Below are 14,802 nucleotides of genomic sequence, written 5' to 3'. Positions count from 1 at the left end.
TTGGGGGGGTTTTGTGGGCTTCGGGGTTTTACACTGCTTTCTCTGGTTTTTTGGGGGGGGGCCCGGGGGCCCCCCCCCCCGGGCCCCCCGCTGCGTTGTCAGTGGCAGCCGATAGCCTGCACAAACAGTTGAGCGACAGCGGTCCAGGGAGGGGCACAGTGCGCGTTCTCGGGGTGGACCCCGGGCTGACCCGGTGCGGCGTCGGCGTCGTCGAGGGCGTCGCAGGCCGGCCTCTCACCATGCTCGGGGTGGGCGTGGTCAGAACGGCGGCCGACGTCGACATCGGTGTGCGCCTGGTCGGCATCGAGCGCGGCATCGAGGAGTGGCTCGACCGCTTCTCGCCCGAACTGGTCGCCGTCGAGCGGGTGTTCAGCCAGCACAACGTCCGTACGGTGATGGGCACGGCCCAGGCCAGCGCGGTCGCCATGCTGTGCGCCTCGCGCCGCGGCATCCCCGTCGCCCTGCACACCCCCAGCGAGGTCAAGGCGGCCGTCACCGGCAGCGGACGGGCCGACAAGGCCCAGGTCGGCGCCATGGTGACCCGGCTCCTGCGGCTCTCCGCGCCGCCCAAGCCGGCCGACGCCGCCGACGCCCTCGCGCTCGCCATCTGCCACATCTGGCGGGCCCCCGCCCAGAACCGCCTCCAGCAGGCCGTCGCCCAGAACCGCCTCCAGCAGGCGGCCGCCCAGCACCAGGCCGCGGCTCAGCAACAAGCGGCCGCTCAGCAGCAGGCAGCCGCTCAACAGCAGGCATCCGCCCAGCACCAGGCATCCGCCCTGAAAGGCCGAACCCGATGATCGCCTTCGTGAGCGGCCCGGTCGCCGCGCTCGCCCCCTCCACCGCCGTGATCGAGGTCGGCGGCGTGGGCATGGCCGTCCAGTGCACGCCGAACACCCTCTCCACCCTGAGGATCGGCCAGGAGGCCCGGCTCGCCACCTCCCTGGTCGTGCGCGAGGACTCGCTCACCCTGTACGGCTTCGCCGACGACGACGAGCGGCAGGTCTTCGAGCTCCTCCAGACCGCCAGCGGCGTCGGCCCCCGCCTCGCGCAGGCGATGCTCGGCGTGCACAGCCCCGACGCGCTGCGCGTCGCCGTCTCCACCGGCGACGAGAAGGCGCTCACCGCCGTCCCCGGCATCGGCAAGAAGGGCGCGCAGAAACTCCTCCTCGAACTGAAGGACAAGCTCGGCGCCCCCCTGGGCAGCAGCGGCCTGGTCGGCGCCCAGCGCGCCGCGGCCTCCGGCCCCGCGCCCTGGACCGAGCAGCTGGCCGCCGCGCTGATCGGGCTCGGCTACGCGAGCCGCGAGGCCGAGGAGGCCGTCAGCGCCGTCACCCCGCAGGCCGAGGCCGCCCTCGCGGAGACCGGCACCGCGCCCGTACCGCAGCTGCTCCGCGCCGCCCTGCAGACCCTCAACCGCACCCGCTGACCGCGCACCCGCCCTCCCGCTGACCCCTCACCGGCCCCCGGCGGGCCGGGCGCCACCCCGACCGCACGAACGAGAAGGCATCCACCGTGAACTGGGACGACGACATCGCCGCCGAGGCGGCCGAGGCCGAGGCGCGGATCGTCGACGCCGCCGCCGAGGGGGACGACCAGGCCGTCGAGGCCGCCCTGCGCCCCAAGGACCTCAGCGAGTTCGTCGGCCAGGAGAAGGTCCGCCAGCAGCTCGACCTCGTCCTCAGGGCGGCCCGCCAGCGCGGCGCCACCGCCGACCACGTGCTGCTCTCCGGCGCCCCCGGCCTCGGCAAGACCACCCTCTCGATGATCATCGCGGCCGAGATGAACGCGCCGATCCGCATCACCTCCGGCCCCGCGATCCAGCACGCCGGCGACCTCGCCGCGATCCTCTCCTCCCTCCAGGAGGGCGAGATCCTCTTCCTCGACGAGATCCACCGGATGTCCCGGCCCGCCGAGGAGATGCTCTACATGGCGATGGAGGACTTCCGCGTGGACGTCATCGTCGGCAAGGGCCCCGGCGCCACCGCCATCCCCCTGGAGCTCCCGCCCTTCACGCTGGTCGGCGCCACCACCCGGGCGGGACTCCTGCCGCCCCCGCTGCGCGACCGCTTCGGCTTCACCGCCCACATGGAGTTCTACGACCCGGGCGAGCTCCAGCGCGTGATCCACCGCTCCGCCGGCCTCCTCGACGTCGAGATCGACCCCGCTGGCGCCGCCGAGATCGCCGGCCGCTCCCGCGGCACCCCCCGTATCGCCAACCGCCTGCTCCGCCGGGTCCGCGACTACGCGCAGGTCAGGGCCGACGGAGTGATCACCCGGGAGATCGCCGAGGCCGCCCTCCGGGTGTACGAGGTGGACAGCCGCGGCCTCGACCGGCTGGACCGCGCCGTCCTGGAGGCCCTGCTCAAGCTCTTCGGCGGCGGCCCCGTCGGCCTGTCCACCCTCGCGGTCGCCGTGGGGGAGGAGCGCGAGACCGTCGAAGAGGTCGCCGAACCCTTCCTCGTACGGGAGGGCCTGCTGGCCCGCACGCCCCGTGGCCGGGTCGCCACTCCCGCCGCATGGACGCATCTCGGACTTGTTCCGCCGCAGGCAGCGGGCCCGGACGCCACGGGGAACCGCGTGGGAAAGGGACAACAGGGGCTCTTCGGGGCGTGACGGCTGTGACACTCGCCCGGACCGGAACCGGGGTGCGATGCTGGACGTTGTTCCATCGATGCGGACTCGCCTAGACTCCGCCGATGCCGCCCTTTCTGGTCGGCGCGCCCACCCCCGAAGATCAGGCCGCGGGTTCTCCGCGACCGTGCGAAGGAAACCCGTCCCGTGAGCATCGTGACCCTTCTCCCCTTCATCGTCCTCATCGGGGCCATGTTCCTGATGACCCGCTCTGCGAAGAAGAAGCAGCAGGCGGCCGCGCAGATGCGCAACGAGATGCAGCCCGGCACCGGCGTCCGGACGATCGGGGGGATGTACGCCACCGTCAAGGAGATCGGCGACGAGACCGTCCTCCTCGAGGTCGCCCCGGGCGTCCACGCCGTCTACGCCAAGAACTCGATCGGCGCGGTCCTCGAGGACTCCGAGTACAACCGCATCGTCCACGGCGACGACCCGGAGTCGGACACCGACGCCGTCGTCCCGGACGACGCCTCCTCGCTCACCGAGACCGCCGAGGCCACGGAGAAGGACGCGGAGACCGCCGAGTCCGAGGACGCGGCGCCGAAGGCCGATCTGACGAAGAAGGCGGACGCGGCCGAGGCCGGCATCGAGGGGCAGAAGGACGGCAAGGCCGACGGCGAGACCGACGCGAAGTAGTCGCGGCCGGGGACCCGGCGCACGCCCACCGGCGTGCGCGGTCCCCGGAACGGTTGCACGTCTGCGGGGGCAGGTCCCCACACACACTTCGTGGCCGTCTCACGCATACCCGGCGGGAGGCGGTTGGACAGGGAGATACGACAGGTGGCAGCACCGAACAAGGGCCGAAGGCCGGCGGGGGGACAGAGCCGTCCGGGCCGCGCCCTGGCACTCATCCTGATCGCCATGGTCGCGCTCACCGGCGGCATGTTCTGGTCGGGGCACACCACCCCGCGCCTGGGCATCGACCTCGCCGGCGGAACGTCGATCACGCTCAAGGCGAAGGCCGAACCCGGCCAGGAGTCGGCGGTCAACGAGACCAACATGAACACCGCGGTCGACATCATCGAGCGCCGTGTCAACGGTCTGGGTGTCTCCGAGGCCGAGGTCCAGACCCAGGGCCGCGAGAACATCATCGTCAACATCCCCCGGGGCACGAACGAGAAGCAGGCCCGCGAGCAGGTCGGTACCACCGCCCAGCTCTACTTCCGGCCCGTTCTCACCGTCGCCGACGGCGCCCCCGCGGCGGCGCCGAGCGCCAACCCCTCGGGAACTCCCTCGGCCAAGCCGTCCTCCTCCGCCTCCGGCGCGAGCGCCGGCGAGAAGTCGGCCACGCCGACGGCCACCGCCACCACGCAGGGCCGTGCGGTCAGCGAGGCCCTCAAGGCCCCGAGCCCGACGCCCACGGCGAGCTCCTCGGCCTCCGCGAAGCCGACGGCCACCGGAACCCCGCAGGCGACCCCGACGGCCGACGCCGCCACGGCCGCCCTGCAGCAGAAGTTCGCCGGCCTGAACTGCCTCGACCCGAAGCAGCGCTCCGCCGCCGGCCAGGGCGTCAAGCCGGCCGAGCCCACCGTGGCCTGTGGCGAGGACGCCCCAGGCGTGTGGGCGAAGTACCTCCTCGGCCCGGCCGAGGTCGAGGGCCGTGACGTCGACGACGCCAAGGGCCAGTTCGACCAGCAGCGCGGCATGTGGATCGTCACCATGGACTTCACGGGCGAGGGCTCGAAGAAGTTCCAGTCGATCACCGGCAAGCTGTCGCAGCAGGCCGACCCGCAGAACCGCTTCGCGATCGTCCTGGACGGCGAGGTCGTCTCGGCTCCCTCCGTGCGCCAGACGCTCAGCGCCAGCGCGGAGATCTCCGGCAACTTCAACCAGCAGTCGGCCCAGGACCTCGGCAACATCCTGTCGTACGGTGCCCTGCCGCTCTCCTTCGAGACCCAGAGCGTCGACACCGTCACGGCCGCGCTCGGCAGCGACCAGCTGGAGGCCGGCCTGATCGCCGGCGCCATCGGTCTCGCACTGGTCGTCGTCTACCTGGTCGCCTACTACCGCGGCCTGTCGATGATCGCGATCCTCAGCCTCGGCGTCTCGGCGCTCCTCACCTATGTGCTCATGGCCCTGCTCGGCCCGGCCATCGGCTTCGCGCTGAACCTGCCGGCCGTGTGTGGCGCCATCGTCGCCATCGGTATCACCGCGGACTCGTTCATCGTCTACTTCGAGCGCATCCGCGACGAGCTCCGCGAGGGCCGCACGCTCCGCCCGGCCGTCGAGCGCGCCTGGCCGCGCGCCCGCCGCACCATCCTGGTCTCCGACTTCGTGTCGTTCCTGGCCGCGGCCGTGCTGTTCATCGTCACCGTCGGCAAGGTCAAGGGCTTCGCGTTCACGCTCGGCCTGACCACCCTGCTCGACATCGTGGTGGTCTTCCTCTTCACCAAGCCCGTCATGACGCTGCTCGCGCGGACCAAGTTCTTCGGCAACGGCCACCCGTGGTCCGGCCTGGACCCGAAGCGGCTCGGCGCCAAGCCGCCGCTGCGCCGCACCCGCCGCGCCACTGCCCCTGCCGCCGCCGACCCGAAGGAGGCGTGAGATGTCGAAGCTCGGAGATCTCGGCGCCCGGCTCCACCGCGGTGAGGTCGGTTACGACTTCATCGGCAACCGCAAGATCTGGTATGGCCTGTCCATCCTGATCACCATCACCGCCATCGTCGCCCTGGCCGTCCGCGGCCTCAACATGGGCATCGAGTTCCAGGGCGGTGCCGTCTTCACCACCCCGAAGTCGGAAGTCTCCGTCAGCCAGGCCCAGGAGTACGCGGAGGAGGCCTCCGGCCACGACGCGATCGTCCAGCAGCTCGGCAACGGCTCCCTCCGGATCCAGGTCGGCGGCCTCGACACCGCCCAGTCCGACCAGGTCCGCGCGGAGCTCGCCAAGGACCTGAACGTCCCCGAGGACAAGATCGCGGCCGAGATCGTCGGCCCGAGCTGGGGTGAACAGATCGCCACCAAGGCCTGGACCGGCCTGGGGGTCTTCATGATCCTCGTGGTGATCTACCTGGCCATCGCCTTCGAGTGGAGAATGGCGGTCGCGGCGCTCATCGCCCTCATCCACGACCTCACCATCACCGTGGGCATCTACTCCCTGGTCGGCTTCGAGGTCACCGTCGGTACGGTCATCGGTCTGCTGACGATCCTCGGCTATTCGCTGTACGACACAGTCGTCGTCTTCGACTCCCTCAAAGAGCAGACGAAGGACATCACGAAGCAGACCCGCTTCACCTACAGCGAGCTGGCCAACCGCTCGATCAACGGCACCCTGGTCCGTTCGATCAACACCACCGTCGTCGCGCTGCTGCCGGTCGCCGGCCTGCTCTTCATCGGTGGCGGCGTCCTCGGCGCCGGCATGCTGAACGACATCTCGCTGTCGCTGTTCGTGGGTCTCGCCGCCGGCGCGTACTCGTCGATCTTCATCGCCACCCCGCTCGTCGCCGACCTCAAGGAGCGCGAGCCGGCGATCAAGGCGCTCAAGAAGCGCATCATGGTCAAGCGGGCCTCCGCCGCCGCGAAGGGCGAGCCGCTGGACGCCGCGGACGAGCTGTCCGCGGAGGCCGCCGTCGTGGGTCCGCGGGTGAGCCGGCACGGTGCCCAGGAGCACCGCGGATGACCGACGGTACGCAGGACGTCAGGGAGCTGCTGCTCAGCCGCATCCGCGACGTCCCCGACTACCCGAAGCCGGGCGTGCTGTTCAAGGACATCACGCCGCTGCTCGCGGACCCGGCGGCCTTCACGGCCCTCACCGACGCCCTCGCAGGGCTGTGCTCCGCGCACGGCGCGACGAAGATCGTCGGCCTGGAGGCCCGCGGCTTCATCCTGGCGGCCCCCGTGGCCGTCCGCGCGGGCCTGGGCTTCATCCCGGTCCGCAAGGCCGGCAAGCTCCCCGGAGCCACTCTCCGCCAGGCCTACGAGCTGGAGTACGGCACCGCCGAGATCGAGGTGCACGCCGAGGACCTGGCCGCGGGCGACCGCGTCATGGTCATCGACGACGTCCTCGCCACCGGCGGCACCGCCGAGGCCTCCATCGAGCTCGTCCGCCGCGCCGGCGCCGAGGTCGCGGGCGTCGCGGTCCTCATGGAACTGGGCTTCCTCCCGGGCCGTGCCCGGCTGGAACCGGTCCTGGACGGAGCCCCGCTCAAGGCACTGATCACGGTCTGACCCCACGGTCCGACAGCACGGACCACGGCAAGGCCCGCAGGGGCGCCCCGGGAATCCCCGGGGCGCCCCTGCTGTTTTCCCGGTATGTCCCCGTTCGGGGCCCGAAAGGCGCGCCTGCCCGGCGCCCGAGCCGTCCGCGCCCCGGGCGCGTGAGCAGGGCCGGTCGTGGCTCGATACCATGGGCTCTCCGGGCCTGACCGGGGGACCCGGAACCTCCCCCAGACTCCGTCCGGGGGGACCCCCAAGGAGCGCTCTTGCCAGACGAGGCCCAGTCACTCTCCGCCGCGCAGCCCGACCCGAAGGCCGAAAAGGCCGCGCAGGGAACGAGTGCGCCCCAGGACAAGCCCGCGGAGACCGGGCCCGCGCCCGAGACGCCCGCCCCGGCCCCGGCGCCCACTCCGGCCCCCACCGCCCGGCCCGCCCCGGCCGCCCCCGCCCGCTCGGGCGGCTCGTCGAACCGCGTCCGCGCGCGTCTCGCCCGCCTCGGCGTCCAGCGCTCCTCCCCGTACAACCCTGTCCTGGAACCGCTGCTGCGGATCGTCCGCTCCAACGACCCCAAGATCGAGACGGCGACCCTCCGCCAGATCGAGCGCGCCTACCAGGTCGCCGAGCGCTGGCACCGCGGCCAGAAGCGCAAGAGCGGCGACCCGTACATCACGCACCCGCTCGCCGTCACCACGATCCTCGCCGAGCTCGGCATGGACCCGGCGACGCTGATGGCCGGGCTCCTGCACGACACCGTCGAGGACACCGAGTACGGCCTCGACACCCTGCGCCGCGACTTCGGCGACCAGGTCGCCCTGCTCGTCGACGGCGTCACCAAGCTCGACAAGGTCAAGTTCGGCGAGGCGGCGCAGGCCGAGACCGTCCGCAAGATGGTCGTCGCCATGGCCAAGGACCCGCGCGTCCTGGTCATCAAGCTCGCCGACCGCCTGCACAACATGCGCACCATGCGCTACCTCAAGCGGGAGAAGCAGGAGAAGAAGGCCCGAGAGACCCTCGAGATCTACGCGCCCCTGGCCCACCGCCTGGGCATGAACACCATCAAGTGGGAGCTGGAGGACCTCGCCTTCGCGATCCTCTACCCCAAGATGTACGACGAGATCGTCCGGCTCGTCGCGGAGCGCGCCCCCAAGCGGGACGAGTACCTCGCCATAGTGACCGACGAGGTCCAGACCGACCTGCGCGCCGCCCGCATCAAGGCCACCGTCACCGGCCGCCCCAAGCACTACTACAGCGTCTACCAGAAGATGATCGTCCGCGGCCGTGACTTCGCGGAGATCTACGACCTGGTCGGCATCCGCGTCCTCGTGGACACCGTCCGCGACTGCTACGCGGCGCTCGGCACCGTCCACGCGCGATGGAACCCGGTCCCCGGCCGGTTCAAGGACTACATCGCGATGCCGAAGTTCAACATGTACCAGTCGCTGCACACGACGGTCATCGGACCCAACGGCAAGCCCGTCGAGCTCCAGATCCGCACCTTCGACATGCACCGGCGCGCCGAGTACGGCATCGCCGCGCACTGGAAGTACAAGCAGGACCCCTCCGCCGGCGCCTCCAAGGTGCGCACCGACATGCCGAAGAAGACCGGCAAGGAAGACCACCTCAACGACATGGCGTGGCTGCGCCAGCTCCTCGACTGGCAGAAGGAGACCGAGGACCCCAGCGAGTTCCTGGAGTCCCTGCGCTTCGACCTCTCGCGCAACGAGGTCTTCGTCTTCACGCCCAAGGGCGACGTCATCGCGCTGCCCGCGGGCGCCACCCCCGTCGACTTCTCCTACGCGGTCCACACCGAGGTCGGCCACCGCACGATAGGAGCACGGGTCAACGGGCGGCTCGTCCCGCTCGAATCGACCCTCGACAACGGCGACCTGGTCGAGGTCTTCACCTCCAAGGCCGCCGGCGCCGGACCCTCCCGCGACTGGCTGGGCTTCGTCAAGTCCCCGCGCGCCCGCAACAAGATCCGCGCCTGGTTCTCCAAGGAGCGCCGCGACGAGGCCATCGAGCAGGGCAAGGACGCCATCGCGCGGGCCATGCGCAAGCAGAACCTGCCGATCCAGCGGATCCTCACCGGCGACTCGCTCGTCACGCTCGCCCACGAGATGCGCTACAGCGACATCTCCTCGCTGTACGCGGCGATCGGCGAGGGCCATGTCACGGCCCAGTCCATCGTCCAGAAGCTGGTCCAGGCGCTCGGCGGCGAGGAGGCCGCCACCGAGGACATCGACGAGGCCGCCCCGCCGACCCGAGGCCGCTCCAAGCGCCGCTCCAGCGCCGACCCGGGTGTCGTCGTCAAGGGCGTCGAGGACGTCTGGGTGAAGCTGGCGCGCTGCTGTACGCCCGTTCCCGGCGACCCGATCATCGGCTTCGTCACCCGCGGCAGCGGTGTATCGGTTCACCGCAGCGACTGCGTGAACGTGGAGTCGCTCTCCCGTGAGCCGGAGCGCATCCTGGACGTCGAGTGGGCACCCACCCAGTCCTCGGTCTTCCTGGTCGCCATCCAGGTCGAGGCCCTCGACCGCTCCCGGCTCCTCTCGGACGTCACCCGGGTCCTCTCGGACCAGCACGTCAACATCCTCTCGGCGGCCGTCCAGACGTCCCGCGACCGGGTGGCCACCTCGCGCTTCACCTTCGAGATGGGCGACCCGAAGCACCTGGGACACGTCCTGAAGGCGGTCCGGGGTGTGGAGGGCGTCTACGACGTCTACCGCGTGACCTCGGCGCGCAGGCCGTAGGCGCTGTCCCGCCGTAACGGATGCCACGAGGAAGGCCCCCCGGCTCGCTGCCGGGGGGCCTTCCTCGTACGCTCAGGGCTTCGGCGTCAGCCGCCGAACTCCTCCAGGCCCTTCATGGCCTGGTCGAGCAGGGCCTGACGGCCCTCCAGCTCGCGGGCGAGCTTGTCGGCCTTGGCGTCGTTCCCGGCGGCGCGGGCCGCGTCGATCTGCTTGCGCAGCTTCTCGACCGCGTCCTGGAGCTGACCGGTCAGACCCGCGGCACGCGCGCGTGCCTCCGGGTTCGTCCGCCGCCACTCGGCCTCCTCGGACTCCTGGAGCGCCCGCTCCACCGTGTGCATCCGGCCCTCGACCTTCGGGCGGGCGTCACGCGGTACGTGGCCGATGGCCTCCCAGCGCTCGTTGAGGGAGCGGAAGGCCGCGCGGGCCGCCTTCAGGTCCGTCACCGGCAGCAGCTTCTCGGCCTCGGTCGCGAGCTCCTCCTTCAGCTTGAGGTTCTCGGTCTGCTCCGCGTCCCGCTCGGCGAAGACCTCGCCACGGGCCGCGAAGAAGACGTCCTGGGCGCCGCGGAAGCGGTTCCACAGGTCGTCCTCGTGCTCGCGCTGCGCCCGGCCGGCCGCCTTCCAGTCCGTCATCAGCTCGCGGTAGCGGGCCGCCGTCGTCCCCCAGTCGGTGGACTTCGACAGCGCCTCCGCCTCCGCGACCAGACGCTCCTTCACCTTGCGGGCGTCCTCGCGCTGGGCGTCCAGCGAGGCGAAGTGGGCCTTGCGGCGCTTCGAGAACGCCGAGCGGGCGTGCGAGAAGCGGTGCCACAGCTCGTCGTCGGACTTGCGGTCCAGCCGGGGGAGACCCTTCCAGGTGTCCACGAGCGCCCGGAGCCGCTCACCAGCGGAGCGCCACTGCTCGCTCTGCGCCAGCTCCTCGGCCTCGGTGACGAGCGCCTCCTTGGCGACCCGTGCCTCGTCGGTCTGCTTGGCCTTCTGGGCCTTGCGCTCCTCGCGGCGGGAGTCGACCGACGCGACGAGCTTGTCCAGCCGGGCACCGAGCGCGGCCAGGTCGCCGACGGCGTGGTGCTCGTCGATCTGCTGGCGGATGTGCTCGATCGCCGCGGTGGCGTCCTTCGCCGAGAGGTCGGTGGTCCTCACACGCTTCTCGAGGAGGCCGATCTCGACCACCAAGCCCTCGTACTTGCGCTCGAAGTAGGCCAGGGCCTCCTCAGGGGTGCCGGCCTGCCACGATCCGACGACCTTCTCGCCCTCGGCCGTCCGCACGTACACGGTGCCCGTCTCGTCGACGCGGCCCCACGGGTCGCTGCTCACAGCGCCTCCTCACCATGATGCCGTCGCGGGGTCGTACCCCCCGGGCATCGTCCACAGTTTCCCGGCGGGCCTCGCCCGCCATCCGCAGCGCGCGGCCGACGGCCCGCGCTGCACAACGCCAATCTAGGCGAACGGCGGCCCGGCTGTCCGCACTCAGCGCGACCGAAATTCCACGGTCACGCACGTGTGCGGACCCCCGGCTCACTTCTTCGCGACGGTGGCCTTCTCGATGGTGACGGGCTTCTTCGGGGCGCCGTCCGAGGCACCGTCCGCGACACCGGCCGCGGCCACGTCCTGGACCGCCTTGAGACCGGCCGCGTCCATCGTCCCGAACGGGGTGTACTGCGGCGGCAGCTTGCTGTCCTTGTAGACGAGGAAGAACTGCGAACCGCCCGTGCCGGGCTGGCCGGTGTTGGCCATGGCGACGGTGCCGGCCGGGTAGGTCACCTTGCCGTCCGCGCCCGCCTTGCCCAGGGCGTCCAGGTTCTCGTCCGGGATGGTGTAGCCCGGGCCGCCGGTCCCCTGCCCCGTGGGGTCGCCGCACTGGAGCACGAAGATGCCCTCGGTCGTCAGACGGTGGCACTTGGTCCCGTCGAAGTACTTCTTCGCGGCGAGGTGGTGGAAGGAGTTCACCGTACGCGGGGTCTTCGCCGCGTCCATCGCGATCGCGATGTCGCCCCCGTCGGTCTTGAGGGACATGGTGTACGTGCCCTTGGCATCGACGGCCATCTTCGGCTCGGGGGCCGCCGACTCGCTCTGCGTGGGCGTCGGGGACGCGGACGAGTCGCCCGAGGCCGCGTCCGAGCCCTTCTTCGAGTCGTCGGTCAGCGCCACCGAGGCGTACACGGCGCCCCCGGCCGCCAGTACCACCGCCAGCGCGGCCGCGATGACGGTGTTGCGGCGCTTCGCCCTGCGCCGGTTCTCCTCCCGACGCTGCTGCTGCCGCGCGTACTTCTCCCTGGCAAGCTGCCGCCGCCGCTGATCGCTCGTGACCACCGGTTCCGCTCCTGTCGCTCGTCTGTTCCTGTCCTGGCCGGATGTGCCCGTACCGTATACGGGTTGGCTGTGGAACCGGCAGCGCCGGTAGGCTCTGATCTGCCGCATTCCGTGATTTACCCGAGTTCCGCGCCCCCGTGCCGGACGACATCTAAGGACGAACGTGCTGATTGCCGGGTTCCCCGCCGGGGCCTGGGGGACCAACTGCTATCTGGTCGCCCCCGCCGCAGGCGAGGAGTGCGTGATCATCGACCCGGGCCACCAGGCCGCCCAGGGAGTCGAGGAGACGCTCAAGAAGCATCGGCTCAAGCCCGTCGCCGTCGTCCTCACGCATGGACACATCGACCACGTCGCCTCCGTCGTTCCGGTGTGCGGCGCCCATGACGTCCCCGCGTGGATCCACCCGTCCGACCGGTACATGATGAGCGACCCGGAGAAGGCCCTCGGCCGCTCCATCGGGATGCCCCTCATGGGCGAGCTGACGGTGGGGGAGCCCGACGACGTGCGGGAGCTCACCGACGGCGCCGAGCTGAAGCTCGCCGGTCTGGAGTTCTCCGTCGCCCACGCGCCCGGTCATACCAAGGGGTCGGTGACCTTCCGGATGCCCCCGAGCTCGGACGTTCCGTCCGTGTTCTTCTCGGGAGATCTGCTCTTCGCCGGCTCCATCGGACGCACCGACCTGCCCGGCGGTGACATGGACGAGATGCTCGAATCGCTGGCCCGCGTGTGCCTGCCCCTCGACAACTCGACCGTGGTGCTTTCGGGACACGGTCCCCAGACGACCATCGGCCAGGAACGCGCCACGAACCCGTATCTGCGGGACGTGGCCGGCGGCCTCGGGAGCACGAAGGCTCCCCGACGAGGAATGTGACGAAGATCCACGTGAGCACCTTCAAGGCCCCCAAGGGCACCTACGACCTGCTGCCGCCCCGCTCCGCGACGTTCCTCGCGGTGCGCGAGGCGATCTCCACCCCGCTGCGGAACTCCGGCTACGGCTACGTCGAGACCCCCGGCTTCGAGGACGTGAAGCTGTTCTCCCGCGGTGTCGGCGAGTCCACCGACATCGTCTCCAAGGAGATGTACACCCTCACGACCAAGGGCGGCGACGAGCTGGCCCTGCGTCCTGAGGGCACCGCGTCCGTCCTGCGCGCGGCGCTCCAGGGCAACCTCCACAAGCTCGGCAACCTGCCGGTCAAGCTCTGGTACTCCGGCTCGTACTACCGCTACGAGCGCGCCCAGGCCGGCCGCTACCGCCACTTCTCGCAGGTCGGCGCCGAGGCGATCGGCGCCGAGGACCCGGCGCTCGACGCCGAGCTGATCATCCTCGCCGACCAGGCGTACCGCTCGCTCGGTCTGCGGAACTTCCGCATCCTGCTGAACTCGCTCGGCGACAAGGAGTGCCGCCCCGTCTACCGGGAGGCCCTCCAGAGCTTCCTGCGTGGCCTCGACCTCGACGAGGAGACCCTGCGCCGCGCCGAGATCAACCCGCTGCGCGTCCTCGACGACAAGCGCGAGTCCGTGCAGAAGCAGCTCGTCGGCGCGCCGCTCCTGCGCGACTACCTGTGCGACGCGTGCAAGGCGTACCACGAGGAGGTGCGCGCCCTCATCACCGCGGCGGGCGTGGTCTTCGAGGACGACGCCAAGCTGGTGCGCGGCCTCGACTACTACACCCGCACCACCTTCGAGTTCGTGCACGACGGTCTCGGCTCGCAGTCGGCGGTCGGCGGCGGCGGCCGCTACGACGGCCTCTCCGAGATGATCGGCGGCCCCGCGCTGCCGTCCGTGGGCTGGGCACTCGGCGTCGACCGCACCGTCCTCGCCCTGGAGGCGGAGGGCGTCGCGCTCGACATCCCCGGCGCCACCAGCGTCTTCGCCGTGGCGCTCGGCGAGGAGGCCCGCCGGATCCTCTTCGGCAAGATCACCGAGCTGCGCAGGGAGGGCATCGCCGCGGACTTCTCCTTCGGCGGCAAGGGCCTCAAGGGCGCCATGAAGGACGCCAACCGCTCGGGTGCCAGGCTCGCGGTCGTGGCCGGCGAGCGCGACCTCGCCGAGGGCGTCGTCCAGCTCAAGGACATGGAGTCCGGCGAGCAGGAGGCCGTCGCCGTGGACGCCCTGCTGGACGCGGTACGGGCCAAGCTGGCCTGACGGACCGTACGGACGGAGGGGCCCGGATCGCGTGACGCGGTCCGGGCCCCTCCGCTTCGTCCTCACGCCCACCGGACTTATCCCCACCGAACGGTGGGGAAGGGGGCTCGTGCGGCAGAATGACGGTGCCCACAAGGCCCGCGATCGAGGGAACAGGTGACATGGCGAAGGCAGCGGTGGACGAGGTCGCTTCAGGCCCGGACGGCGGCGGCACGATCGGAGCGGGCCGGGCCTTCTCCTGGCTGCTCGTGATCACCGGAGCGGCCGGACTGCTCGCCTCCTGGATCATCACGATCGACAAGTTCAAGCTCCTCGAGGACCCGAACTTCACGCCGGGCTGCAGCCTCAACCCGGTCGTCTCCTGCGGCAACATCATGAAGAGCGAGCAGGCCGCGGTCTTCGGCTTCCCCAACCCGATGCTCGGCCTCGTCACGTACGCCATGGTGATCGCGATCGGCGTGGGCCTGCTCGCGGGCGCCCGCTACCGCCGCTGGTACTGGCTCGGCCTCAACGCCGGCACGCTGTTCGGCGTCGGTTTCTGCACCTGGCTCATGTACCAGTCGCTGTACGAGATCAACTCGCTCTGCCTCTGGTGCTGCCTGGCCTGGGTCGCCACCATCGTCATGTTCTGGTACGTGACCTCGCACAACGTCCGGCACGGTGTCATCCCCGCCCCTCGCGGCCTGCGGACCTTCTTCGACGAGTTCACCTGGCTCCTGCCCGTCCTGCACGTCGGGATCATCGGGATGCTGATCCTGACCCGCTGGTGGGACTTCTGGACCAGCTGACGGCGACCGCGCTGTCAGTGGCGT

Annotated in this window: 13 protein-coding genes; 11 read left to right on the top strand and 2 right to left on the bottom strand. The window is 71.0% G+C overall.

All coding sequences use genetic code 11. The annotated features are described in order from the left end of the window. Positions 1-158: 158 nt before the first annotated feature. The 8 genes from ruvC to ACWFR1_RS31955 all read left to right on the top strand — a co-directional run bounded on the left by ruvC (position 159) and on the right by ACWFR1_RS31955 (position 9,533). The gene (ruvC, locus tag ACWFR1_RS31990) at positions 159-797 is read left to right on the top strand and encodes a crossover junction endodeoxyribonuclease RuvC (protein ID WP_453557390.1); all 639 of its coding nucleotides are present in this window, start codon (positions 159-161) and stop codon (positions 795-797) included. Beyond that, positions 794-1,426: a Holliday junction branch migration protein RuvA gene (gene ruvA / locus ACWFR1_RS31985; protein ID WP_453557388.1), complete on the top strand. Its 633-nt coding sequence runs from the start codon at positions 794-796 to the stop codon at positions 1,424-1,426. The genes ruvC and ruvA overlap by 4 nt, the downstream gene beginning before the upstream one ends. A gap of 86 nt (positions 1,427-1,512) precedes the next feature. After that, on the top strand, positions 1,513-2,613 hold the full coding sequence (gene ruvB, locus ACWFR1_RS31980; RefSeq protein WP_453557386.1) for a Holliday junction branch migration DNA helicase RuvB: 1,101 nt from the start codon (positions 1,513-1,515) through the stop codon (positions 2,611-2,613). A 165-nt stretch (positions 2,614-2,778) separates the two neighbouring features. After that, positions 2,779-3,267: a preprotein translocase subunit YajC gene (yajC, locus tag ACWFR1_RS31975; protein WP_453557384.1), complete on the top strand. Its 489-nt coding sequence runs from the start codon at positions 2,779-2,781 to the stop codon at positions 3,265-3,267. Positions 3,268-3,411: 144 nt separating this feature from the next. Beyond that, a complete protein-coding gene (gene secD / locus ACWFR1_RS31970; protein WP_453557382.1) occupies positions 3,412-5,175 on the top strand; it encodes a protein translocase subunit SecD in 1,764 nt (587 codons plus the stop codon). Between the two features lies 1 nt (position 5,176). Beyond that, entirely contained in the window at positions 5,177-6,247 is a 1,071-nt protein-coding gene (gene secF / locus ACWFR1_RS31965) for a protein translocase subunit SecF (protein ID WP_453557380.1), read from the top strand. Next, positions 6,244-6,795 (top strand): adenine phosphoribosyltransferase, encoded by a 552-nt coding sequence (locus ACWFR1_RS31960; RefSeq protein WP_453557378.1) that lies wholly within the window; start codon positions 6,244-6,246, stop codon positions 6,793-6,795. The genes secF and ACWFR1_RS31960 overlap by 4 nt, the downstream gene beginning before the upstream one ends. A 254-nt stretch (positions 6,796-7,049) precedes the next feature. Then, positions 7,050-9,533, top strand: coding sequence for a RelA/SpoT family protein (locus ACWFR1_RS31955; RefSeq protein WP_453557376.1), 2,484 nt, complete (start codon positions 7,050-7,052; stop codon positions 9,531-9,533). 86 nt (positions 9,534-9,619) lie between these two features. Here ACWFR1_RS31955 and ACWFR1_RS31950 read toward each other — a convergent pair whose 3' ends face one another. Together ACWFR1_RS31950 and ACWFR1_RS31945 are read right to left on the bottom strand one after the other, a co-directional pair. After that, positions 9,620-10,849, bottom strand: coding sequence for a DUF349 domain-containing protein (locus ACWFR1_RS31950; RefSeq protein ID WP_453557374.1), 1,230 nt, complete (start codon positions 10,847-10,849; stop codon positions 9,620-9,622). Between the two features lie 201 nt (positions 10,850-11,050). After that, the gene (locus ACWFR1_RS31945; protein WP_453557372.1) at positions 11,051-11,845 is read right to left on the bottom strand and encodes a peptidylprolyl isomerase; all 795 of its coding nucleotides are present in this window, start codon (positions 11,843-11,845) and stop codon (positions 11,051-11,053) included. 163 nt (positions 11,846-12,008) lie between these two features. On the opposite strand from ACWFR1_RS31945, the gene ACWFR1_RS31940 reads away from it, so the two are divergent. The 3 genes from ACWFR1_RS31940 (at position 12,009) to ACWFR1_RS31930 (ending at position 14,778) form a co-directional block, all read left to right on the top strand. Further along, positions 12,009-12,716 (top strand): MBL fold metallo-hydrolase, encoded by a 708-nt coding sequence (locus ACWFR1_RS31940; RefSeq protein WP_453557370.1) that lies wholly within the window; start codon positions 12,009-12,011, stop codon positions 12,714-12,716. An 11-nt stretch (positions 12,717-12,727) separates the two neighbouring features. Beyond that, a complete protein-coding gene (hisS, locus tag ACWFR1_RS31935) occupies positions 12,728-13,990 on the top strand; it encodes a histidine--tRNA ligase (RefSeq protein WP_453557368.1) in 1,263 nt (420 codons plus the stop codon). A gap of 161 nt (positions 13,991-14,151) precedes the next feature. Continuing rightward, positions 14,152-14,778 carry a vitamin K epoxide reductase family protein gene (locus ACWFR1_RS31930; RefSeq protein ID WP_453557366.1) on the top strand — a complete coding sequence of 209 codons (627 nt, stop codon included), beginning with the start codon at positions 14,152-14,154 and terminating at the stop codon, positions 14,776-14,778. Positions 14,779-14,802 lie beyond the last annotated feature (24 nt).

The sequence above is a fragment of the Streptomyces sp. NPDC055103 genome, assembly GCF_053607625.1.
This window is presented reverse-complemented; position numbering and strand designations above follow the sequence as displayed.

Bases quoted from the DNA above. Each gene is read 5' to 3' on its own strand.
- secF (WP_453557380.1), top strand. From the start codon at position 5,177: ATGTCGAAGCTCGGAGATCTCGGCGCCCGGCTCCACCGCGGTGAGGTC.
- ruvA (WP_453557388.1), top strand. From the start codon at position 794: ATGATCGCCTTCGTGAGCGGCCCGGTCGCCGCGCTCGCCCCCTCCACC.
- ACWFR1_RS31960 (WP_453557378.1), top strand. From the start codon at position 6,244: ATGACCGACGGTACGCAGGACGTCAGGGAGCTGCTGCTCAGCCGCATC.
- ACWFR1_RS31930 (WP_453557366.1), top strand. From the start codon at position 14,152: ATGGCGAAGGCAGCGGTGGACGAGGTCGCTTCAGGCCCGGACGGCGGC.